The organism is Stenotrophomonas sp. CS3K5 (assembly GCF_059515225.1).
Genome location: NZ_JCAKRX010000017.1, coordinates 1 through 21417, shown reverse-complemented (window position 1 = coordinate 21417; position 21417 = coordinate 1). Strand labels below are relative to the sequence as shown.

At 66.8% G+C, this 21417-nt stretch carries 18 protein-coding genes; 9 read left to right on the top strand and 9 right to left on the bottom strand.

All coding sequences use genetic code 11. The features are described 5' to 3' along the window. Positions 1-16 precede the first annotated feature (16 nt). The 3 genes from betA to betI form a co-directional block, all read right to left on the bottom strand. The gene (gene betA / locus AC5YGJ_RS19375) at positions 17-1699 is read right to left on the bottom strand and encodes a choline dehydrogenase (protein ID WP_496187452.1); all 1683 of its coding nucleotides are present in this window, start codon (positions 1697-1699) and stop codon (positions 17-19) included. A gap of 102 nt (positions 1700-1801) precedes the next feature. Then, a complete protein-coding gene (betB, locus tag AC5YGJ_RS19370) occupies positions 1802-3274 on the bottom strand; it encodes a betaine-aldehyde dehydrogenase (protein WP_496187451.1) in 1473 nt (490 codons plus the stop codon). Between the two features lie 38 nt (positions 3275-3312). Next, positions 3313-3903, bottom strand: coding sequence for a transcriptional regulator BetI (betI, locus tag AC5YGJ_RS19365; RefSeq protein WP_197646908.1), 591 nt, complete (start codon positions 3901-3903; stop codon positions 3313-3315). A gap of 170 nt (positions 3904-4073) precedes the next feature. Here betI and AC5YGJ_RS19360 point away from each other — a divergent pair, with 170 nt between their 5' ends. Beyond that, positions 4074-5624: a BCCT family transporter gene (locus tag AC5YGJ_RS19360; protein ID WP_496187450.1), complete on the top strand. Its 1551-nt coding sequence runs from the start codon at positions 4074-4076 to the stop codon at positions 5622-5624. A 128-nt stretch (positions 5625-5752) separates the two neighbouring features. On the opposite strand, the gene acnA is transcribed toward AC5YGJ_RS19360, so the two are convergent. Further along, entirely contained in the window at positions 5753-8506 is a 2754-nt protein-coding gene (gene acnA / locus AC5YGJ_RS19355) for an aconitate hydratase AcnA (RefSeq protein WP_496187449.1), read from the bottom strand. 172 nt (positions 8507-8678) lie between these two features. Then, positions 8679-9581 (bottom strand): LysR family transcriptional regulator, encoded by a 903-nt coding sequence (locus AC5YGJ_RS19350; protein WP_049455867.1) that lies wholly within the window; start codon positions 9579-9581, stop codon positions 8679-8681. A gap of 109 nt (positions 9582-9690) precedes the next feature. Here AC5YGJ_RS19350 and AC5YGJ_RS19345 point away from each other — a divergent pair, with 109 nt between their 5' ends. From AC5YGJ_RS19345 to acnB, 8 genes are all read left to right on the top strand, one after another. Beyond that, the gene (locus AC5YGJ_RS19345) at positions 9691-10812 is read left to right on the top strand and encodes a 4-oxalomesaconate tautomerase (protein ID WP_409461365.1); all 1122 of its coding nucleotides are present in this window, start codon (positions 9691-9693) and stop codon (positions 10810-10812) included. 77 nt (positions 10813-10889) lie between these two features. After that, positions 10890-11945, top strand: coding sequence for an ABC transporter substrate-binding protein (locus AC5YGJ_RS19340; protein ID WP_496187448.1), 1056 nt, complete (start codon positions 10890-10892; stop codon positions 11943-11945). Between the two features lie 14 nt (positions 11946-11959). Continuing rightward, complete coding sequence (locus tag AC5YGJ_RS19335) at positions 11960-12793, top strand: ABC transporter ATP-binding protein (protein ID WP_249844102.1); 834 nt, start codon at positions 11960-11962, stop codon at positions 12791-12793. Then, the gene (locus AC5YGJ_RS19330) at positions 12777-13553 is read left to right on the top strand and encodes an ABC transporter permease (protein WP_249844101.1); all 777 of its coding nucleotides are present in this window, start codon (positions 12777-12779) and stop codon (positions 13551-13553) included. Before AC5YGJ_RS19335 ends, AC5YGJ_RS19330 begins: the two co-directional genes overlap by 17 nt. 134 nt (positions 13554-13687) lie before the next feature. Further along, on the top strand, positions 13688-15112 hold the full coding sequence (locus AC5YGJ_RS19325; protein ID WP_496187447.1) for an OprO/OprP family phosphate-selective porin: 1425 nt from the start codon (positions 13688-13690) through the stop codon (positions 15110-15112). 65 nt (positions 15113-15177) lie between these two features. After that, positions 15178-15402 carry an AbrB/MazE/SpoVT family DNA-binding domain-containing protein gene (locus AC5YGJ_RS19320; RefSeq protein WP_249844099.1) on the top strand — a complete coding sequence of 75 codons (225 nt, stop codon included), beginning with the start codon at positions 15178-15180 and terminating at the stop codon, positions 15400-15402. A gap of 6 nt (positions 15403-15408) precedes the next feature. After that, positions 15409-15807, top strand: a complete 399-nt coding sequence (locus AC5YGJ_RS19315; RefSeq protein ID WP_008267153.1) for a type II toxin-antitoxin system VapC family toxin — start codon at positions 15409-15411, stop codon at positions 15805-15807. Between the two features lie 43 nt (positions 15808-15850). Beyond that, positions 15851-18442 carry a bifunctional aconitate hydratase 2/2-methylisocitrate dehydratase gene (acnB, locus tag AC5YGJ_RS19310; protein ID WP_249844098.1) on the top strand — a complete coding sequence of 864 codons (2592 nt, stop codon included), beginning with the start codon at positions 15851-15853 and terminating at the stop codon, positions 18440-18442. A gap of 182 nt (positions 18443-18624) precedes the next feature. Here the strand turns inward: acnB and AC5YGJ_RS19305 are convergent, their stop codons facing one another. The 4 genes from AC5YGJ_RS19305 to AC5YGJ_RS19290 form a co-directional block, all read right to left on the bottom strand. Beyond that, on the bottom strand, positions 18625-19698 hold the full coding sequence (locus tag AC5YGJ_RS19305) for a protein-glutamate methylesterase/protein-glutamine glutaminase (protein ID WP_249844097.1): 1074 nt from the start codon (positions 19696-19698) through the stop codon (positions 18625-18627). Next, a complete protein-coding gene (gene cheD / locus AC5YGJ_RS19300; protein WP_014037083.1) occupies positions 19695-20291 on the bottom strand; it encodes a chemoreceptor glutamine deamidase CheD in 597 nt (198 codons plus the stop codon). The genes AC5YGJ_RS19305 and cheD overlap by 4 nt, the downstream gene beginning before the upstream one ends. Next, entirely contained in the window at positions 20288-21157 is an 870-nt protein-coding gene (locus AC5YGJ_RS19295; protein ID WP_496187446.1) for a CheR family methyltransferase, read from the bottom strand. Before AC5YGJ_RS19295 ends, cheD begins: the two co-directional genes overlap by 4 nt. Positions 21158-21194: 37 nt before the next feature. After that, the coding region (locus AC5YGJ_RS19290; RefSeq protein ID WP_496187445.1) for a hypothetical protein at positions 21195-21417 on the bottom strand (223 nt) is incomplete at its 5' end.

Genomic DNA, 21417 nt, shown 5'->3' with positions numbered 1-21417 from the left:
CCTGCCGGTTTGCGGCTCAGCCCTTGTTGCGCACCGGTGCGCCGTTGGCCTTGTAGTACGGCGCGGTGCTGCGGGCCAGCGGGGTGCGGCCGCGGATCACGTCGGCCAGCTTCTCGGCCATCATGATGGTCGGCGCGTTGAGGTTGCCGGTCACGACCTGCGGCATGATCGACGCATCGACGATGCGCAGGCCTTCCAGGCCGTGCACGCGGCCCTGGCCATCGACCACTGCCATCGGGTCATCGGCGTGGCCCATCTTGTTCGAGCACGACGGGTGGTAGGCGGTCTCGGCATGCTCGCGCACGAACGCATCGATCTGTGCATCGGTCTGCAGTGCGCTGCCCGGCGAGATCTCGCGGCCGCTGTACGGTGCCAGCGCCGGCTGCGCGAAGATCTCGCGGGTGATGCGGATCGCCGCACGGAACTCGCGCCAGTCCTGGTCGTGCGACATGTAGTTGAACAGGATGCTGGGATGTTCGCGCGGATCCTTGGAACGCACGTGGATGCGGCCACGGCTGGGCGAGCGCATCGAACCGACGTGCATCTGGAAGCTGTGCGCCTTGATCGGGTTGGAGCCGTTGTAATTGATCGCCACCGGCAGGAAATGGTACTGCAGGTTCGGCCAGTCGAACTCGGCGTCGCTGCGGATGAAGCCGCCGGCCTCGAACTGGTTGCTGGCGCCGATGCCGGTGCCCAGGAACAGCCACTCGGCACCAATTGCGGGCTGGTTGTACAGCTTCAGCGCCGGCGCCAGCGACACCGGCTTCTTGCACTCGTACTGCAGGTACATCTCAAGGTGGTCCTGCAGGTTGGCGCCGACGCCGGGCAGATGGTGCACCAGGTCGATGTCCAGGCTGCGCAGCAGGTCGGCCGGGCCGACGCCGGAGCGCTGCAGGATCTGCGGCGAGGCGATGGCACCGCCGCACAGCAGCACTTCGCGGCGCGCGGTGGCGCGCTGCGGCTGGTCGTTGTGCAGCCACTGCACGCCCACCGCGCGCTTGCCCGAGAACACGATGCGGTCGGTCAGCGCGTGGGTGACGATGGTCAGGTTCGGGCGCGGTTTGGCCAGGTCCAGGTAGCCGCGGGCGGTGCTGGAACGACGGCCCTGCGGGGTGACCGTGCGGTCCATCGGGCCGAAGCCTTCCTGCTGGTAGCCGTTGAGGTCGTCGGTGCGCGGGTAGCCGGCCTGCACGCCGGCCTCGACCATCGCCGCGAACAGCTCGTTGTTGCCGGCCTTGGGCGTGGTCACGCGCAGCGGGCCGTCACCGCCGTGGTAGTCGTTGGGGCCGATGTCGCGGGTTTCGGCCTTGCGGAAGTACGGCAGGCAGTCCAGGTAGGTCCAGTCTTCCAGGCCCGGCATGCTGGCCCAGTTGTCGTAGTCCATCGCGTTGCCGCGGATGTAGCACATGCCGTTGATCAGCGACGAGCCGCCCAGGCCCTTGCCGCGGCCGCAATCCATGCGGCGGTTGTTCATGAAGGGCTCGGGATCGGTCTTGTACGCCCAGTTGTAGCGCTTGCCCTGCAATGGGAAGGCCAGTGCGGCCGGCATCTGGGTACGGAAGTCGAGCCGGTAGTCCGGGCCACCGGCTTCCAGCAGCAGCACGCTGACATCGGCATCTTCGGTGAGGCGGGTGGCCAGCACGTTGCCGGCCGAACCGGCGCCGATGATGATGTAGTCGTACTCGTTGTGGGTGCTCATGGGTGTCTCCTGCAGGCCGGGGGCGCGCTGCATGCAGGCGTCCCGGCGGAATGTCGGATCGGCACGATGGCCGCACGATGGGGCGCGCGCAGGGCGCGCCGGTCAGAACACGCTGGCGTAGTCGCCCAGCTCGACCTGCACCGACTTGATGCGGGTGTAGTGGCCGAGGGTGGAAAGGCCGTTCTCGCGGCCGACGCCGGATTCCTTGTAGCCGCCGACCGGCATTTCGGCCGGCGATTCACCCCAGGTGTTGATCCAGCAGATGCCGGCTTCCAGGCGGTGGATGATGCGGTGGGCGCGGCTGACATCCTTGCTGACCACACCGGCGGCCAGGCCGAAGGTGGTGTCGTTGGCACGACGCACCACTTCGTCTTCGTCGTCGTAGGCGAGGATGCTCATCACCGGCCCGAAGATCTCTTCCTTGACGATGGTCATGTCATCGCGGCAGTCGGAGAACACGGTCGGCAGCACGTAGGCGCCATTGGCCAGTGCGCCTTCGGTGGCACGGCCGCCGCCGGTCAGCAGGCGGGCGCCTTCGGCCTTGCCGCTTTCGATGTAGCGCAGCACGTTTTCCATGTGCGGGAAGCTGGTCAGCGGGCCGAAGTTGGTCTCGGCGGCCATCGGGTCACCGATGCGGATGCGCTTGACGCGCTCGACCACGGCGGCCTCGAAGGCAGCCAGCATGCTGCGCGGCACGAACACGCGGGTGCCGTTGGTGCAGACCTGGCCGGAGCTGAAGAAGTTGGCCATCACCGCGATGTCGGCGGCGCGGTCGAGGTCGGCGTCATCGCAGATCACCAGCGGCGACTTGCCGCCCAGCTCCATGGTCACTTCCTTCAGCGACGAGGACGCGGCGCTGGCCATCACCTTCTTGCCGGTGGCGACGCCGCCGGTGAAGGAGATCTTCTCGATCACCGGGTGCTCGGTCAGCCACTGGCCGATCTCGCGGCCCGGGCCCTGCACGACGTTGAACACGCCGGCCGGCACGCCTGCTTCGGTGTAGATCTCGGCCAGCTTGATCGCGGTCAGCGGGGTCACTTCCGACGGCTTGAACACCATCGCGTTGCCGGCGGCCAGGGCCGGGGCCGACTTCCACATGGCGATCTGGATCGGGTAGTTCCACGCGCCGATGCCGGCGACCACGCCCAGCGGCTCGCGGCGGGTGTAGAAGAAGCTCGATTCGCGCAGCGGCAGCTGGATGCCTTCGATGGCGGTGGCCAGGCCGGCGTAGTACTCGACCACGTCGGCACCGGTGACGATGTCCACGGTGGTGGTTTCGGCCAGCGCCTTGCCGGTGTCCAGGGTTTCCAGGTGGGCCAGCTCGTCGTTGCGCTCGCGCAGGATCTCGACGGCGCGGCGCAGGATGCGCGAACGCTCCATTGCGGTCATCGCGGCCCACACCTTCTGGCCTTCGGCCGCGCTCTGCACGGCGCGCTCGACGTCGGCATGGCTGGCCACCTGCACTTCGGCGATCACCTCACCGGTGGCCGGGTTGACGGTCTTGAAGGTCTTGCCGCTGGTGGCATCGACGCGCTGGCCGTGGATGTAGAGCTGTTGGACGGGCAGGGTGGTCATGGGGCGTACTCCTTGGAAGGGGGCGGGTGCTGAAGCGCTTATAGCGCGCCAGCCTGCAACTGGAAGTCGATATAGCCGTATGCGATGCGCCGGGACTTCTCGGCGTTGAACTGGCCGCCGACTAGGCTGCCGCGCAGCCACAGGCCGTCGATCATCGCGGCCAGGCCGCGGGCGGCCAGGCGGGCCTGCGGGTGGGGCAGCAGGCGGTTGAACTGGTGGCACAGGTTGGAGAACAGGCGCTGGTCGTTGGCGCGCTGCAGCCGGGCCAGTTCCGGCTGGTGCATGCTGGCGGCCCAGAAGGTCAGCCAGACGCGCATCGCGGTGCCGTTGATCTGGCTGTCGTCGAAATTTCCATCGACGATCGCGCGCAGCTGCTCGCGCGGATCGTCGCCTACCTCGGCGCGGTAGCGGGCGACGGCATCCTTCAGTTCACGCAGGATCTGCCGCATTGCAGCATTGAGCAGGCCGTCCTTGTCGCCGAAGTAGTGGGCGACGATGCCGCTGGACAGCCCTGCCTTCTTCGCGATGGTGGCGACGGTCGCATCGGCCATGCCGATCTCGTCGATGGTCTGGAAAGTGGCCCGGATCAGCTGCTCGCGCCGTACCGGTTCCACGCCTTTCTTCGGCATTGTCTCTCCACGGATTGCGACCCGAAGGATCGGGCTGCCGGCCATTATGCTTTTTATTGATTGAACGTTCAATCAATAAACCCTAGGATGCGCTCGCGCCCCACGCCATGGGCCCGGTTTACCGGTCCGGCCCCGCCCATGTGCTCCCTCGGACTTGATGAGACGACCCCATGTCTTCCCTGGCTCATCCCAAGCGTTCGCCCCTGCGCTTGAACCGTTTTGTCTTCTTCAGCTCCTCGGTGTCGATCGGCATCCTCGGGCTGCTCACCGTTCTCTATCCCGAAGGCAGCGAGCACTGGCTGCAATGGGTGCAGGCCGAGGTCTCGGCAGCGTTCGGCTGGTGGTACATGCTGCTGATCGTGCTGTGCCTGGGCTTCGTGCTGTGGCTGGCGTTTTCGCCGTATGGCCGCATCCGCCTGGGCCATAACGAGGAATCACCGGCCTTCGGTTACGTGGCCTGGGTGTCGATGCTGTTCTCGGCCGGCATCGGCATCGCGCTGCTGTACTACGGCGCCTACGAGCCGCTGGACCACTTCCTGCATCCGCCCGGGCAGCCCGGCGGCACCGTGGCCGCCGGCCGCGAGGCGATGGTGCTGACCTTCCTGCACTGGGGCCTGCACGGCTGGGCGTTGTACGCGCTGGTCGGCGTGGCGCTGGGCTACTTCGCCTACCGCCGCGACCTGCCGCTGGCGCTGCGCTCGGCGCTGTACCCGATCTTCGGTGAGCGCATCCATGGTCGCATCGGCGACATGGTCGATGGGTTCGGCATCCTGGCCACGCTGATCTCGATGGTGACCAACCTCGGCATCGGTGCGCTTGTGGTGCAGTCCGGCCTGGTCTACCTGTTCAACATCCCGGATACGCCGCAGGTGCTGGTGGCGATCGTGCTGGTGATGATGGCGGTGGCCACCATCGGCGTGGTGGCGGGTGTGGAGAAGGGCATCGCCTGGCTCTCCAATCTCAACGTGCGCCTGCTGTGCGGCCTGCTGCTGTTCGTGCTGGTCACCGGCCCGACCCTGCACCTGTTCGACGGCCTGATCCAGAACACCGGCGACTACCTGGGCGCGTTCGTGCGCAAGAGCTTCGACATGTACCTCAACGACCCCAAGGGCCGTGAGTGGATGGGCTCGTGGACGCTGTTCTACTGGGCGTGGTGGATTGCCTGGGCACCGTTCGTCGGCCTTTTCGTGGCGCGCATTTCGCGTGGCCGCACCATCCGCGAAGTGATCATGGGCGTGCTGCTGATCCCGCTCGGCTTCACCCTGGCGTGGCTGTCGATCTTCGGCAACACCGCCATCGATCTGGTGCTCAATCACGGCCAGGCGATCCTCGGTGAGGTGGCGCAGAACGATGCGGCGATGACGCTGTTCAAGCTGCTGGAATACCTGCCCGGCGCGCCGTACGTGGCCGGTGCTGCGGTGGTGATCGGCTTCGTGCTGTTCCTGACCCCGGTCGACTCGGGCACGCTGATGATCGCCAACCTGTGCACCCGCCGCGTCGATGACGGCGTGGAGGACGGCCACGACGCGCCGATCTGGCTGCGCGTGTTCTGGGCGGTGGGCATCACCGTGGCCAGCGTCGGCCTGCTGCTGGCGGGCAACTTCAGCGCGATGCAGACAGCGGTGGTGCTGTGCGGCCTGCCGTTCTCGTTCATCCTGGCGTTCTACATGTGGGGCCTGCTGAAGGCGCTGCGCACCGACCCGGACGCGCCCCGCCGCTGAGCGCCTCTGTAGAGCCGAGCCCACGCTCGGCTGCTGTTGGCGCAGAAGCAGACGAGCGCAGGCTCGGCTCTACAAGGGGGCGTCGCAGACGCAAAGGGCCGGACCCACAAGGATCCGGCCCTTTTCCGTTACTTGCTGGCCAGCTGGCGCAGCACGTACTGCAGCAGGCCGCCGTGGCGGAAGTACTCCACTTCCTTCGGAGTCAGCAGCATCACCGAGACCTCGAAGGACTTCTTTGTGCCGTCGGCCTTGGTCGCGGTGACCGTGGCGCGCTTGCTGGCACCGTCCTGCAGGCCGGTGATGTCGATCACCTCCGAGCCGTCCAGGCCCAGCGACTGCGCGTTCTCGCCGTTGCGGAACTGCAGCGGCAGCACGCCCATGCCGACCAGGTTGGAACGGTGGATGCGCTCGAAGCTTTCGGCGATGACTGCCTTCACCCCCAGCAGCAGGGTGCCCTTGGCCGCCCAGTCGCGCGACGAGCCGGTGCCGTATTCCTTGCCGGCCAGCACCACCAGCGGCACCTTGTCGGCCCTGTACTTCATGGCCGCATCGTAGATCGCCAGCTTTTCCGGCTGGCCGCCAGCGGCGGGGTAGTACAGGGTGTTGCCGCCTTCCTCGCCACCGAACATCAGGTTCTTGATGCGGATGTTGGCGAAGGTGCCGCGGACCATCACGTCATCGTTGCCGCGGCGGCTGCCGTAGCTGTTGAAGTCGGCCGGCTGCACGCCGCGCTCCTGCAGGAAGCGGCCTGCCGGCGAGTCCTTCTTGATGTTGCCGGCCGGGGAGATGTGGTCGGTGGTGATCGAGTCGCCGAACAGGCCCATCACGCGTGCGCCGTGCACGTCGTCAATGCTGCCGGTCTGCATGGTCATGCCATCGAAGTACGGCGGGTTCTTGATGTAGGTGGAGGCATCGCTCCACTCATACAGGTTGCCGTCCGGCGAGGCGATGGTGTTCCAGCGGGTATCACCCTTGAATACGTCAGCGTAGTTCTGCTTGAACATCTCCGGACCGATGGTGGCGGCGATGACATCGCCGATTTCCTTGTTGCTCGGCCAGATGTCGCGCAGGAACACCGGCTGGCCATCGCTGCCGGTGCCCAGCGGCTGGGTGGTCAGGTCGATGTCGGTGGTGCCCGCGATGGCGTAGGCCACCACCAGTGGCGGGCTGGCCAGGTAGTTCATCTTCACTTCGGGATGCACGCGGCCCTCGAAGTTGCGGTTGCCCGACAGTACCGAGGTGACCACCAGATCGCCGGCGGCGATGCCGGCGCTGACTTCGGTCGGCAGCGGGCCGGAGTTGCCGATGCAGGTGGTGCAGCCGTAGCCGACCACGTAGAAGCCGATCTTCTCCAGCTCCTTCAGCACGCCGGCCTTTTCCAGGTAATCGGTAACCACGCGCGAGCCTGGGCCGAGCGAGGTCTTCACCCACGGCTGGCGGTTCAGGCCCTTGGCCGCCGCGTTGCGCGCCAGCAGGCCTGCGCCGATCATCACCGCCGGGTTGGAGGTGTTGGTGCAGGAGGTGATGGCGGCGATCACCACTGCGCCGTCCTTCAGCCGCACCTTGCGGTTCTCGATCTCGATGTCGGCAAAGCCCTTGGCCAGCTGCTCGTTGCCGACCGCAGCGCCGCCGCCTTCATTGACGAACGAGGACACATCCTCACTGCGCTTGTCACGGTTGGCGGTCATGCCGACCAGCGCTTCGCGGTAGTTCTTCTGCACGTCTCCCAGCAGCACGCGGTCCTGCGGGCGCTTGGGGCCGGCCAGCGACGGCTTCACCGTGCCCATGTCCAGTTCCAGCGTAGTGCTGTACTGGGCGTGCGGGCTGCCCGGTTCGTGCCACAGGCCCTGCGCCTTGGCGTAGGCCTCGACCAGGTTGATCTGCTCTTCGCTGCGGCCGGACAGGCGCAGGTAGTTCAGCGACTCGGCGTCGATCGGGAAGATGCCGCACGTGGCGCCGTATTCCGGGGCCATGTTGCCGATGGTGGCACGGTCGGCCAGCGGCAGGTGCTGCAGGCCGTCACCGTAGAACTCGACGAACTTGCCGACCACGCCCAGCTTGCGCAGCATCTGGGTGACGGTCAGCACCAGATCGGTGGCGGTGGCGCCTTCGGGCAGCTTGCCGGTGAGCTTGAAGCCGACCACCTGCGGGATCAGCATCGACGACGGCTGGCCGAGCATGGCCGCCTCCGCTTCGATGCCGCCCACGCCCCAGCCGAGCACGCCGATGCCGTTGATCATGGTGGTGTGGCTGTCGGTGCCGAACACGGTATCGGGGTAGGCCACCGCCTTGCCGTCCTTGTCCGCGGTCATCACCACGCGGGCCAGGTTTTCCAGGTTCACCTGGTGGACGATGCCGGTGTTGGGCGGCACCACCTTGAAGTTGTCGAAGGCCTTCTGGCCCCAGCGCAGGAAGCCGTAGCGCTCCTGGTTGCGCTGGAACTCGATCTTGCCGTTGAGGTCCAGCGCGTCCGGCTTGCCGAACACGTCGACCTGCACCGAGTGGTCGATGACCAGCTCGGAGGGAATCTGCGGGTTGATCTGCTCGGGCGAGCCGCCGAGCTTGACCACCGCATCGCGCATCGCGGCCAGGTCGACCACGCAGGGCACGCCGGTGAAGTCCTGCAGGACCACGCGCGCCGGCATGAAGGCGATTTCGGTGTCCGGTTCAGCGGACGGGTTCCAGCGGGCCACGGCTTCGATGTGGTCCGGGCCGACGGTGGCGCCGCCGTCCTCATGCCGGAGCAGGTTCTCCAGCAGGATCTTCATCGAGTAGGGCAGGTGGGAGATATCGAAGCGCTGGCCCAGCGTGGGCAGGCTGAAATAGTCGTAGGTCTTGCCGCCGACGTTCAGCTGGCTGCGGGTGGAGAACGAATCGCTCATGCGGGGTAACTCCTTCTTGCGGTTGGCTTGCAGTGGCCCGCCGTGGCGGGCCTGCTTGCGTGTGACGGTGGCGTTGCGGCCGCCGGATCCCCGCCAGTATGGCCGAGCAGGGAGGGGGCGGAACGCCCTTGGCGCAGGACGCAAGGTTACATGGCTGTATGTAGTGCGGATGTCACGGTTTGCCGCGCCACTGGCTCATCAGCATCTGCAGGAAACGTTCGGCAGTGGGCGAGAGCAGGGCGCCGCGACGACGCACGATGCCGATGGTGCGCGACACCACCGGGTTGCCGATCGGGCGGGTCACCAGGATCGGGTGGTCCCCATCGGGTGTGGCCATTTTCGGCAGCACCGATACACCGATGCCGGCTTCGACCATGCCCAGCGACGTGGACAGGTGGGTCACCTCGTAGTGCCAGCTCAGTTTCAGGTTCTCGCGTGCCAGCGCGCCGTCGAGCAGGGTGCGGTTGCCGCTGGTGCGATGCACCGTGATCAGCTGGTGCTGGGCCAGATCGGCCCATTCGACCTTGCGCTTGCGGGCCAGTGGATGGTCGCGGCGGCAGGCCAGCACGAACGGGTCTTCGGCCAGCACGTCGAAATCAAGGTTGGGATCGTTGGCGCCCATGAAGTTGATGCCGAATTCCACTTCGCCGCGTTCCACCGCCTGCAGTCCTTCGGTGGCCGGGATATCCAGGATGCGGAAGCGCACGTTCGGATGCGCCTCGTGGAAGCGTGCCATCACGCTGGGAAGGAAGTAGAACGCCGCCGTCGGCAGGCAGGCGATGGTCACCGTTGCGCCGCGGGTGTCTTCGCGCCCGCGCAGTGAAAACAGCGATCCGTCGAACTCTTCCAGCATGCGCCGTACCAACGGCAGCAGGTTCTCGCCGACAGCGGTCGTGCTGACGCTGCGCGTGGTGCGTTCGAGCAGGGGCGAACCGACCGCCTGCTCCAGCTTCTGGATTCGGCGGCTGAGCGCCGGCTGTGAAACGTGCAGGCTTTCCGCAGCGCGATGGAAGCTGCGCGTCTCTGCAACGAGGAGGAAAGCGCGCAGGTCGAGGATTTCGCAATTGATGCTCATTCGGTATCAATCATCCAAAAATCAGCAATTCACAGATCAATTGGGGTCATGCCAGTATCGAATCACAGAGGGGTCATTCATCCCCGATACGCATCAATCTAGCACACGTATGTCCAACGATCTGCTCAGCATTCCCTGCGTACTCATGCGCGGTGGCACCTCCAAAGGTCCCTTCTTCCTGGCATCCGACCTGCCGGCGGACACCGCCCGGCGCGACCGCCTGCTGCTGGAAGTGATGGGCTCGGGCCACCCGCTGCAGATCGACGGTATTGGCGGCGGCAACGCCCTGACCAGCAAGGTGGCGATCATCGACCGCTCCAGTCGCGACGATGCCGACGTGGACTACCTGTTCGCCCAGGTGCGGGTGGAGCAGCAGGTGGTGGACACCTCGCCCAACTGCGGCAACATGCTGGCCGCAGTCGGCCCGTATGCCATCGAACGCGGCCTGGTGCAGGCGCAGGATCCGCAGACGCGGGTGCGCATCTTCAACGTCAACACCGGCAAGCTGATCGTGGCAACGGTGGAGACCCCCGGCGGCGAAGTGGTCTACCGCGGTGATACGCGGATCGCCGGTGCGCCGGGTTCGGCCTCGCCGGTGCGGCTTTCCTTCCTGGACGCCGCCGGTGCCCGCACCGGCAAGCTGCTGCCCAGTGGCCATGCGCAGGAAACCATCCATGGCGTGGCGGTCAGCCTGGTGGACTGCGCGATGCCGATGATGATGGTGCGCGCGGCCGATATGGGTGTCCACGGCGACGCCTCGCCGGCGGAACTGAATGCGGATCACGCGCTGCTGGCGCGGCTGGAGGCGATGCGCATCGAGGCGGGTACGCGCATGGGCATCGCCGATGCGGGCAGCAAGGTGATTCCCAAGCCGGTACTACTTTCCGCACCGCAGCAGGGCGGCGACCTGCAGGTCCGCTACTTCATGCCCCACCAATGCCACACCGCACTTGCCATCACCGGCGCGGTCGGTTTGGCCACCGCCGCAGTCACGCCCGGCACCCTGGCCAACACTTTCGTCGGATGCCTGCCGATGCCGGGCAGCATTACCCTCGAACATCCGAGCGGCCTGCTGGAAGTGGGCCTGAGCCGCAGCTCGGACGACGCGCCGGTCGTTGCCAGCGTGGTCCGCACCGCGCGCCGCCTGTTCGAAGGGCGCGTGTTCGCGACTTCGCCCGCCGCTGCCGAAACCCATTCCACCGAAGCCCGCCAATGGACCTCAGCGGCATGACCTGAAACCGGTCGGGGCCGCGCAGATGCGCGTGGCCAGGCCACTACAACGCAGATGCTTCACTCCTGGGAGGGATGATGTACAAGCAGTTCTTCATGGCCGCGCTGTGCGCGGCGAGCCTGGCCGTGTCCGGTTGCGGCAAACACGATGCCAGCGGAGCCTCGGCGCCCGGCGGCGACAATGCGCCGGTGCGGATCAGCGTGGGTTCCTACAACCTCAACAACCTGCCGTTCTTCATCGCCGACGCGAAGGGCTATTTCAAGGATGCCGGGCTGGAGGTGAAGACCGAGAACTTCGCCCAGGGCGGCTCCAAGGTCCTGCAGGCGCTGGTGGCCAATTCCACCGATGTGGCAGTGGGCTTCTATGACCACACTATCCAGATGCAGGCCAAGCACAAGGACGTGGTCGGTTTCGTGCTGCTGTCACGCAACTCGGGCCTGGTGATGGCCGGTCGCGAGGATGCCAGCTTCGATCCGGCGCGCCCGCAGACCATCAAGGGCCAGAAGATCGGCATTACCGCCCCGGGTTCGTCATCCGACTTCTTCGTGCGCCACTTCCTGGCCCAGCATGACATCCCTGTGGACAGCATCTCGCTGATCGGCGTGGGTTCCGGCGCGGCGGCGGTGGCCGCGCTTGAGCAGGGCAAGATCGACCTGCTGGTCAACTACGATCCGGCCGCGACGCTGATCACCGATCGCAAGGTCGGCAGGATCATCATCGACGCGCGCAGCGACGAAGGCGCACGCCAGGTCTACGGCGGCCTCTATCCCACCTCGGTGATGTACGCCAACCGCAGCTTCCTCGAACAGCGTCCGCAGGCGGCCGAGAAGATTGCCCGCGCCGAACAGCGGGCGCTGAAGTTCATTGCCGACAACAGCGCCGAGGACATCGTTGCCGCGCTGCCGGACAGCTACGTCTCCGGCGACCGCGCCACCTATGCCCGTGCCGTGGAGAACGCCCGCGCGATCTTCACCACCGACGGCCACTTCACCCCGGCTGATCTGGAAACGCCGCTGAAGGTGCTTCGCGAGTTCAACAAGGATGTCGCCAACGCCGACATCGATCTGTCCAGGACCTACACCAATGCCTTCGTCGAGCGTGCCCACGCTGCGGCGCCGGCTGCCCAACGTTAAGCGGAGGTAACCCCATGGCCCTCAATGCCACCGTGCGCCAGCTCAACGGCGCGCCGCAGCTGGAGCCTGCACAGACCATGGTCGCCATCAACAAGGTGACCATGTCCTTCGGCGAGTTCACCGCCGTGCGCGATGTCGACATCCAGGTGGGCGACGGCGAGTTCCTCGCCATCGTCGGCCCCACCGGCTGCGGCAAGAGCACCATCCTCAATTCCGTGGCAGGGCTGCTCAAGCCCTCGTCCGGTGACGTGGCCATCGACGGCCGCACGGTCAACGGCGTGCAGGAGTCAGTCGGCTACCTGTTCCAGCAGGATGCGCTGCTGCCGTGGAAGACCGCCTACCAGAATGTCGAGCTGGGCCTGCGTTTCCGTGGCGTGCCCGAGGCCGAGCGCAAGGCCAAGGCCAACGCGTGGCTGGCCAAGGTCGGCCTTGCCGGCTTCGAGCACCGCTACCCGCACCAGCTGTCCGGTGGCCAGCGCAAGCGCGTACAGATGGCGCAGGCGCTGATCGTCGAGCCGAAGGTGATCCTGATGGACGAGCCGTTCTCGGCGCTGGACATCCATACCCGCCACCTGATGCAGAACGAGCTGCTGCGCCTATGGCAGGAGGATCGCCGCTCGGTGATCCTGATCACCCACGACCTGGAGGAAGCCATCGCCCTGGGTGACCGCGTGGTGGTGCTGTCTTCCGGCCCCGCAAGCCGGGTCGTGCGCAGCTTCGATGTGGACCTGGAACGGCCGCGCAACGTGGCGGAGATCAAGCTGGACGAACGTTTCACCGACCTGTACCGCGACATCTGGGCCTGCCTGCGCGGCGAAGTGGAGAAGAGCTATGCACGCCAAGACTGACCGCTTCATCCAGATCGCACTGGTCATCGCCGTGTTCGGTGGCTGGGAGGGCGGCATCGCGCTGGGCTGGATCGACCCGTTCTTCTTCCCGTCGCCGACGGCGATCGCGCAGCAGGCCTGGACCTGGCTGTCCGATACCTCGTTCTACCAGCACGTCTACATCACCCTGACCGAAACCGCGCTGGGCTACCTGATCGGTACCGGCCTGGGCGTGGCCGGTGGCGTCTGGCTCGGCCTGAGCCGCCGCTCGGCGCGCATCCTGGACCCCTTCATCAAGGGCTTCAACGCGATTCCGCGGGTGGTGCTGGCGCCGATCTTCGTGCTGTGGCTGGGCCTGGGCCTGTGGTCGAAGGTGGCGCTGGCGGTGACCCTGGTGTTCTTCACCACGTTCTTCAACGCCATGCAGGGCGTGCGCGAAGTGAACCCGGTGGTGCTGGCCAATGCGCGCATCCTCGGTGCGGGCCGCAGTGACCTGCTGCGCCACGTGTACTTCCCCGCGGCCGCCAGCTGGATCCTGTCCTCGCTGCGTACCTCGGTGGGCTTTGCCGTGGTCGGCGCCATCATCGGCGAATACCTGGGTGCTTCGGCAGGCCTGGGCTACCTGATCGCGCAGGCCGAGGGCAACTTCAATGCCGTGGGCGTGTTTGCCGGCATCATCATCCTGGCCGCCTTCGTGCTGGTCATCGATGCACTGCTGGATGTGGTCGAGAACAAGCTGATCACCTGGCGCCCCAACGCCCAGGCACAGGCCACCAGCTGACCGCGCTGCGCTGAGCCCGCATGCCGCGCCGCCGGGCTGACCCGGCGGCGCGCGCTGCCTCCCCCGATCTTCCCCCGCACCACCGCAACGGGCCAGCGCCAGGCCAGGGGGCCGGCTGGCCGGAGAGAGAGCCCATGAACACGCACACCGTGCTGCCCCGCGCAGCGCTGTCGGTCGCGCTCGGCCTGCTGTTGGCCAGCGGCCCTGCCGGAGCGCAGTCTGCCCCGGCCCCGTTGAGTCCGGCCGAACTGTCGGCACTGGTGCAGCAGCAGGCGCTGCAGATCCAGAAGCTTGAAGCGCGCCTGCGTGCCGTTGAAGGCGCACAGAGTGGCGTTATTGCGGCCGCGGTTGCGCCTTCGCCGGCACTGGAAACCCGCGTGGCCGCGCTGGAATCGAGCCAGTCCAAGGCACCGAAGGTGTCGTGGTCGAAGGGCGCACCCGAGTTCAGCAGCGCTGACGGCAACGTGGCGTTCCGCCCGCGTGGCCGCCTGTTCGTTGATGCGTCGAGCACTGACGGCTCGTCGGTGGCCGACCGCAACATTTCCGGCACCGAGATCCGCTCGGTGCGGCTGGGAGCCGAGGGTCGTTACGGCATTCTCGGCTGGGCGGTGGAGGGCGACTTCGCCGACAACGCGGTGGCCTGGAAATCGGTCTATGCCACCGTGGACCACCACCTGTTCGGCCTGCCGGCCGACCTGACCGTGGGCAATCGCTTGAACGATCGCGGCATCGACGGCTCCAGCAGCACGTCCAACACGCCGTTCCCGGACCGCAACGTGGTGGGCACGCTGATGCTGCCGCAGCGCGGCCTGTTCGGCGTGGGCCTGACCGAGCGCGTATACGGCAAGGGCTGGCACGCCAGCCTGTCGGTGGCGGGCAATGACCTGAACAATGCCGGCACCGACAACGACAGCCTGACCTGGGCCACGCGCGTGCACTGGAACCCGGTGGCCAGCAAGGCGGCCACCGTGCATCTGGGGGCATGGGCGTTCCACGAAGAGATCGCCGCCGGTGCCAGCGGTGTGCTGCGCAGTTCGGCCATCGCCGGGCACTTCAACGATCTGGTCAGGATCGCCCCGGGCACCCTGGCCGGCGCCAAGCGCAGCAACGCCTATGGCCTGGAAGCGGCTGGCTTCTTCGGCCCGGCTTGGGCCACCGGCGAATGGGGCACGCGCAACCTGCGCGGGGTCGATGCCGGAGGCCGCTACAACCTGGACCATCAGGCCTGGGCGGTGTCGGCGGGCTGGTTCCTGGCAGGCGCCGTTCCGGCCTATTCAGGCAAGGCCGGCACCTGGGGCAAGGTGAAAGTGGCCGACCCGGTGACCCAGGGCGGCGCGGGGGCCTGGGAGCTGAAGGCGCGCTATGAGGACGTGGACTACGGCGAGCTGCCCACCGGCGGCACCGGCCACGCCTGGACGATCGGAACGAACTGGTACCTGAACGACTACAGCCGGGTGATGTTCGAGGCGATCCGCTGGCAGACCTACAACCGCAGTGGCAGCGGGCAGGGCAGGGACGAGGGCACGACCTTCAATACCCGCCTGCAGGTGGCGTTCTAGGTACGTGACTGGCGGTATGGACCCTTTGGTATGTATAATTCGTGCATACCGAAGAGGGCCTACCGATGGAAGCCACTGTTGCAGAACGCGGACAGATCACCCTGCCCAAGGCGGTACGTGATGCCCTCGGCCTGACCAAGGGCACGCTGCTCAAGGTCGAGCTGGACGGCAGCCGCATCATCCTGCGCAAGAGTGTTGACGATGCCATCTCACGGGCGCGCGGCAAGTTCGCGCTGGATGGTTTCGAATCGTCCGAGGCGGCCGTGCGTTCGGTGCGCGACGAGGACTGACCGGTGATGATCGCCGTCGATTCGCCGGTGCTGGTTGAACTGCTCAGCAATGGCCCGCAGGCCGATGCGGTGGAAGCCATCCTGCGCCAGAGCCTGGTGGGTGGCCGCGTGGTGGTCTGCGGCGCGACCCTGGCCGAAGTCTGCGCATCGCTGCGCGGCGGCGCCGAAGTGCTCGAAGCGCTGGAAGAAATGGGCGTGCACTTCAACCCGATGGAGGCCAAGTCGGCGCTGCGCGCCGGCGAGATGCACCGCCGTCACCGCCAGCGCAGCGGCAGCCGCCGCAGCCTGGACGAATTCATGGTCGGCGCTCACGCACTGCTGCAGTGCGATGGCCTGATCACCTGGAACGACACGTTCTACCGCGACTACTTCAAGGGCCTGAAGCTGATCGTGCCGCAAGCCTGAGCCCACTTTGTTTTTTCAACCTACGCATTACCCGGGAGTTGTCATGTTGGAAGCCTACCGCCACCACGTCGCCGAGCGCGCTGCGCTTGGCATCCCGCCGCTGCCGCTGAGCGCGCAGCAGACGGCCGATGTCATCGAACTGCTGAAGAACCCACCGCAGGGCGAGGCCGAGTTCCTGCTCGACCTGCTGACCCACCGCGTGCCGGCCGGCGTCGATGACGCAGCCAAGGTCAAGGCCTCGTACCTGGCCGCGATCGCACTGGGCAGCGAGCAGAACCCGCTGATCAGCCGCGAGCGCGCCACCGAACTGCTGGGCACCATGCTCGGCGGTTACAACGTGGCCCCGCTGGTGCAGCTGCTGGACGATGCCAGTGTCGGCACCATCGCCGCCAACGGCCTGAAGAAGACCCTGCTGGTCTTCGATGCCTTCCACGATGTGCAGGAAAAGGCCAAGGCCGGCAACGCCAACGCCCAGGCCGTGCTGCAGAGCTGGGCCGATGCCGAGTGGTTCACCAGCAACCCGGAAGTGCCGCAGAGCCTGACCGTCACCGTGTTCAAGGTGCCGGGCGAAACCAATACCGACGACCTGTCGCCGGCGCCGGACGCAACCACCCGCCCGGACATCCCGATGCACGCCCTGGCGATGCTGAAGAACAAGCGCGACGACGCGCCGTTCACCCCGGAAGAAGACGGCAAGCGCGGCCCGATCCAGCAGATCCTCGACCTGAAGGACAAAGGCCACCTGGTCGCCTATGTCGGCGATGTGGTCGGCACCGGTTCCTCGCGCAAGTCGGCTACCAACAGCGTGCTGTGGTGGACCGGCGATGACATTCCGTTCATCCCGAACAAGCGCGCCGGTGGCGTCTGCCTGGGTTCGAAGATCGCCCCGATCTTCTACAACACCATGGAAGATGCCGGCGCGCTGCCGATCGAGCTGGACGTGTCGAAGATGGAGCACGGCGATGTGGTCGAGCTGCGTCCGTACGAAGGCAAGGCGCTGAAGAACGGTGAAGTGATCGCCGAGTTCCAGGTCAAGTCCGACGTGCTGTTCGACGAAGTGCGTGCCGGTGGCCGCATTCCGCTGATCATCGGCCGCGGCCTGACCGGCAAGGCGCGTGAAGCGCTGGGCCTGGCCCCGACCGACCTGTTCCGCCTGCCGGTGCAGCCGGCTGACACCGGCAAGGGCTTCTCGCTGGCGCAGAAGATGGTTGGCCGCGCCTGTGGCCTGCCGGAAGGCCAGGGCATGCGCCCGGGCACCTACTGCGAACCGAAGATGACCTCGGTCGGCTCGCAGGACACCACCGGCCCGATGACCCGCGACGAGCTGAAGGACCTGGCCTGCCTGGGCTTCTCGGCCGACCTGGTGATGCAGTCGTTCTGCCACACCGCCGCCTACCCGAAGCCGGTGGACGTGAAGACCCACCACACCCTGCCGGAGTTCATCTCCACCCGTGGCGGCATCTCGCTGCGCCCGGGCGACGGCGTGATCCACAGCTGGCTCAACCGCATGCTGCTGCCGGACACCGTCGGTACCGGTGGTGACTCGCACACCCGTTTCCCGGTCGGCATTTCGTTCCCGGCCGGTTCGGGCCTGGTCGCCTTCGCCGCGGCTACCGGCGTGATGCCGCTGGACATGCCGGAGTCGGTGCTGGTGCGCTTCAAGGGCAAGATGCAGCCGGGCGTGACCCTGCGTGATCTGGTCAATGCCATTCCGCTGTACGCCATCAAGTCGGGCCTGCTGACCGTGGCCAAGGCTGGCAAGAAGAACATCTTCTCCGGCCGTATCCTGGAAATCGAAGGTCTGCCGGAACTGAAGGTCGAACAGGCGTTCGAACTGTCCGACGCGTCGGCCGAGCGTTCGGCTGCCGGTTGCTCGGTGCGCCTGAACAAGGAACCGATCATCGAGTACCTGACCAGCAACATCACCCTGCTGAAGTGGATGATTGCCGAGGGTTACCAGGATCCGCGTTCGCTGCAGCGCCGTATCGAGAAGATGGAAGCGTGGCTGGCCAACCCGGAACTGCTGGAGCCGGATGCCGACGCCGAATACGCTGCCGTCATCGAGATCGACCTGGCCGACATCCACGAGCCGATCGTGGCCTGCCCGAACGATCCGGACGACGTGAAGACCCTGTCCGAAGTGGCCGGCGCCAAGATCGATGAAGTGTTCATCGGTTCGTGCATGACCAACATCGGTCACTTCCGTGCGGCCGCCAAGCTGCTGGACGGCAAGCGTGACCTGCCGACCCGCCTGTGGGTGGCCCCGCCGACCAAGATGGATGCTTCGGAGCTGACCAAGGAAGGCGTGTACGGCACCTTCGGCGCCACCGGTGCACGCATGGAAATGCCGGGCTGCTCGCTGTGCATGGGCAACCAGGCGCAGATCCGCGAAGGCTCCACTGCGATGTCGACCTCGACGCGCAACTTCCCGAACCGCCTGGGCCGCAACACCAATGTGTACCTGGGTTCGGCGGAACTGGCCGCGATCTGCTCGCGTCTGGGCCGCATCCCGACCAAGGAAGAGTACATGGCCGATATCGGCGTGATCGCTGCCAGCGGCGCCGAGATCTACCGCTACATGAACTTCGACCAGATCGAGGAATACCAGGACGTGGCCAAGACGGTCGCTGCCTGATGCGGTAAAGAAAAACCCCCGGCTCGCGCCGGGGGTTTTTTTGTGGGCCGCCGATGTACGGTAGTGCCGGCCGCTGGCCGGCAGTTCGTCGCGTGATGGTCTGTAGAGCCGGGCCCGTGCTCGGCTGCGGTTCGCGTGGTGCGTGGTGAGCCGAGCGTGGGCTCGACTCTACAACGGTCCCATCAGCCGCGGGCGAGGGCGAGCAGGCGCTCGGCAATGCGCTCCAGCGGTACCTGCTCCTGGGCCGCACCCAGCTTGAACGCGGCGCCGGGCATGCCCCAGACCACGCTGGTGGCCTCGTCCTGTACCAGGGTCGGCGCGCCAGCCTGGCGCATTTCCAGCAAGCCGCGTGCGCCGTCGTCACCCATGCCGGTGAGGATGGCGCCGATCGCATTGCCGCCGGCGCTCTGCGCGACCGAACGGAACAGCACGTCCACCGCAGGCTTGTGCCGGTTCACCGCCGGGCCGTCGTCGACCCGGCAGCGCCAGCGTGCACCGTCGCGGATGATGCGCAGGTGCTTGCCACCCGGCGGCAGGTAGGCGTGGCCGGGCAGCACCGCTTCGCCGTCACTGGCTTCGCGCACGGCCATCGCCGAGTGGCGGTCCAAGCGCTCGGCAAAGGCCGTGCTGAAGCTGGCGGGCAGGTGCTGGGTCATCACCACCGCTGGCGCATCGGCTGGCATGCCTTCCAGCACCACGCGCAGGGCTTCGGTGCCGCCGGCCGAGGAGCCGATTGCAATCAGGCGGTCGGTGGTACGGAACTGCGGTGCGGCCGGACGCATTGCCGGGGCGGCTTCAAGCGTGAGCTTCGGTGCGCTGCTGCGCATCAGCGGGCGCACCCGCGAGCGTGCCGCCATCTTCACCTTGGCGATGATCTCATCGGCGTAGCCCTGCAGGCCGCGCGCCACATCAAGCTTGGGCTTGGATACGAAATCCACCGCGCCCAGCGCCAGCGCCTGCAGCGTGGTGTCGGCGCCACGCTCGGTCAGCGAGGAGATCATCACCACTGGCAGGGGATGCAGGCGCATCAGGTTTTCCAGGAACGCCAGCCCGTCCATGCGCGGCATTTCCACGTCCAGGGTGATCACGTCCGGTGCCAGGCGCTTGATCTTCTCGCGCGCCAGCAACGGGTCGGCGGCGGTACCGACCACGTCGATGGTCGGATCGCTGGACAGGATCTCGGTGAGCATCTGGCGCACGACGGCGGAGTCGTCGACGATCAGGACCCGGCAGGGGGCGTTGCCGGTCAGGGTCATTCGAACAGCTCCACGCCGCCGGTGACCGGGGCCTTGGACAGGCGTGCACGTACCGCCGATTCGGTGGCGGCCACTTCGGCCTCATGGGCATGCGGCAAGCGCTGCACCACCACGCGGCCGGTATCGGCGAAGAACCAGATCTTGCGCGGATGGATGCCGCACAGGTCCTCGGCGATGATCGGGATGTGCTCGGCCTGCAGGTACTGGCGCACGAACTCGGCGTTGCGCGTGCCGACCGGGTTGCTGGTGAAGCCCTTGAGCACGTTGGCGCCGCCGAACACCTTGGCTTCGATGCGCTTGCGGTGCGCGCCGCGCTTGAGCATGTCGTTGATCAGCAGCTCCATCGCATAGCTGCCATAGCGCGCCGGTGCGCCATCGCCGGCATTGCCTTCGGGCAGCAGGAAGTGGTTCATGCCGCCGATCTTCAGCACCGGGTCGCGCAGGCAGGCGGCCACGCAGGAACCCAGCGTGGTGGTCAGCGCGGTGGTGTCATCGACCACCAGGTACTGGGTCGGCAACAGTTTGGCGGCGATGGTCTGGAAACGCGCGTCCTGGTAGCGCATCACATCGTCGGTACGCAGCGAGGCGTTCATGCGCCGGCCCTCGCAGCACGGCGATACAGGGTGCGTCCGCAGGGCTGGATCAGGTCGGCGGCGTGCAGGTAGTTCTCCGAGTGGCCGGTGTAGAGCAGGCCGTCTTCAGCCAGGTGCTGCACCAGCCGTCCGAGGATGGCGCGCTGGGTCGGCTTGTCGAAGTAGATCATCACGTTGCGGCAGAACAGCGCGTCGAACGGGCCGCCGACGTCGTAGCGCGGAGCGAGCAGGTTCAACGGACGGAATTCGATCAGTTCGCGCAGCGCCGGCAGCACCCGGCACTGGCCTTCGTTGGGGCCGCTGCCGCGCTGGAAGTAGCGGCGTCGCAGGTCCGGATCGAGATTGGCGACCCGATCGATGTTGTAGACACCGCGGCCAGCGGTGGCCAGCACCTGGGTATCGACATCGGTGGCGACGATGCGCACCGGTGGCTTGAGCGTGCCGAACGCTTCGCAGGCGGTGATCGCCATCGAGTACGGTTCTTCGCCGGTGGACGCCGCGCACGACCACAGCAGCAGCGGCGAGCGGCTGGAGCGCTGCTGCAGTTCTTCGCGCAGCTTGTCGAAGTGGTGGGGCTCGCGGAAGAACGAGGTGAGGTTGGTGGTCAGCGCGTTGGTGAACGCCTGCCACTCCTCGCCGTCTTCCTGTTCCAGATGGTCCAGGTACTGCTGGAAGCTGCGCATGCCCAGCGTGCGCAGGCGGCGCGACAGACGGCCATACACCATGTCGCGCTTGGCCGGCGCGAGGGCGATGCCCACGCGCTGGTAGATCAGGTCGCAGACACGGCGGAAATCACGGTCGGCGAACTCGAATTCGCGCGGGCCGGTGACGATGGGAGTAGGACTTTGCACGGGGGACGTGTCCATCGGCGGGGGCGGTGGCCGAAGCCACCGCGGGTGGGTCTCAGAATTCCTGCCAGTCGCTGTCGCTGGCGACGAAGGTGCTGGCGTTGCTGCTGCGACGGACCGGCGCGGGTGTGCTGGTCGGCTGCGGACGTGCCACGGTGGTGATGCGCGGTGGCTCCACGCGTGCGGCAACCGCCTTCACTGCAGCGGAGACCTGGTTGTCGAGGCGGAAGATCGCCACGGCGTCGGCCAGTTGCGCGGCCTGGTCTTCCATCGCACGT

What these genes read in the sequence shown, in the direction of transcription:
- AC5YGJ_RS19325 (WP_496187447.1), top strand. Translation starts at nt 13,688, where the DNA reads ATGAACACGCACACCGTGCTGCCCCGCGCAGCGCTGTCGGTCGCGCTC.
- AC5YGJ_RS19315 (WP_008267153.1), top strand. Translation starts at nt 15,409, where the DNA reads ATGATCGCCGTCGATTCGCCGGTGCTGGTTGAACTGCTCAGCAATGGC.
- cheD (WP_014037083.1), bottom strand. Translation starts at nt 20,291, where the DNA reads ATGAACGCCTCGCTGCGTACCGACGATGTGATGCGCTACCAGGACGCG.
- betB (WP_496187451.1), bottom strand. Translation starts at nt 3,274, where the DNA reads ATGACCACCCTGCCCGTCCAACAGCTCTACATCCACGGCCAGCGCGTC.
- AC5YGJ_RS19350 (WP_049455867.1), bottom strand. Translation starts at nt 9,581, where the DNA reads ATGAGCATCAATTGCGAAATCCTCGACCTGCGCGCTTTCCTCCTCGTT.
- AC5YGJ_RS19305 (WP_249844097.1), bottom strand. Translation starts at nt 19,698, where the DNA reads ATGACCCTGACCGGCAACGCCCCCTGCCGGGTCCTGATCGTCGACGAC.
- acnB (WP_249844098.1), top strand. Translation starts at nt 15,851, where the DNA reads ATGTTGGAAGCCTACCGCCACCACGTCGCCGAGCGCGCTGCGCTTGGC.
- acnA (WP_496187449.1), bottom strand. Translation starts at nt 8,506, where the DNA reads ATGAGCGATTCGTTCTCCACCCGCAGCCAGCTGAACGTCGGCGGCAAG.
- betI (WP_197646908.1), bottom strand. Translation starts at nt 3,903, where the DNA reads ATGCCGAAGAAAGGCGTGGAACCGGTACGGCGCGAGCAGCTGATCCGG.
- AC5YGJ_RS19335 (WP_249844102.1), top strand. Translation starts at nt 11,960, where the DNA reads ATGGCCCTCAATGCCACCGTGCGCCAGCTCAACGGCGCGCCGCAGCTG.
- AC5YGJ_RS19345 (WP_409461365.1), top strand. Translation starts at nt 9,691, where the DNA reads ATGTCCAACGATCTGCTCAGCATTCCCTGCGTACTCATGCGCGGTGGC.
- AC5YGJ_RS19330 (WP_249844101.1), top strand. Translation starts at nt 12,777, where the DNA reads ATGCACGCCAAGACTGACCGCTTCATCCAGATCGCACTGGTCATCGCC.
- AC5YGJ_RS19295 (WP_496187446.1), bottom strand. Translation starts at nt 21,157, where the DNA reads ATGGACACGTCCCCCGTGCAAAGTCCTACTCCCATCGTCACCGGCCCG.
- AC5YGJ_RS19360 (WP_496187450.1), top strand. Translation starts at nt 4,074, where the DNA reads ATGTCTTCCCTGGCTCATCCCAAGCGTTCGCCCCTGCGCTTGAACCGT.
- AC5YGJ_RS19340 (WP_496187448.1), top strand. Translation starts at nt 10,890, where the DNA reads ATGTACAAGCAGTTCTTCATGGCCGCGCTGTGCGCGGCGAGCCTGGCC.
- betA (WP_496187452.1), bottom strand. Translation starts at nt 1,699, where the DNA reads ATGAGCACCCACAACGAGTACGACTACATCATCATCGGCGCCGGTTCG.
- AC5YGJ_RS19320 (WP_249844099.1), top strand. Translation starts at nt 15,178, where the DNA reads ATGGAAGCCACTGTTGCAGAACGCGGACAGATCACCCTGCCCAAGGCG.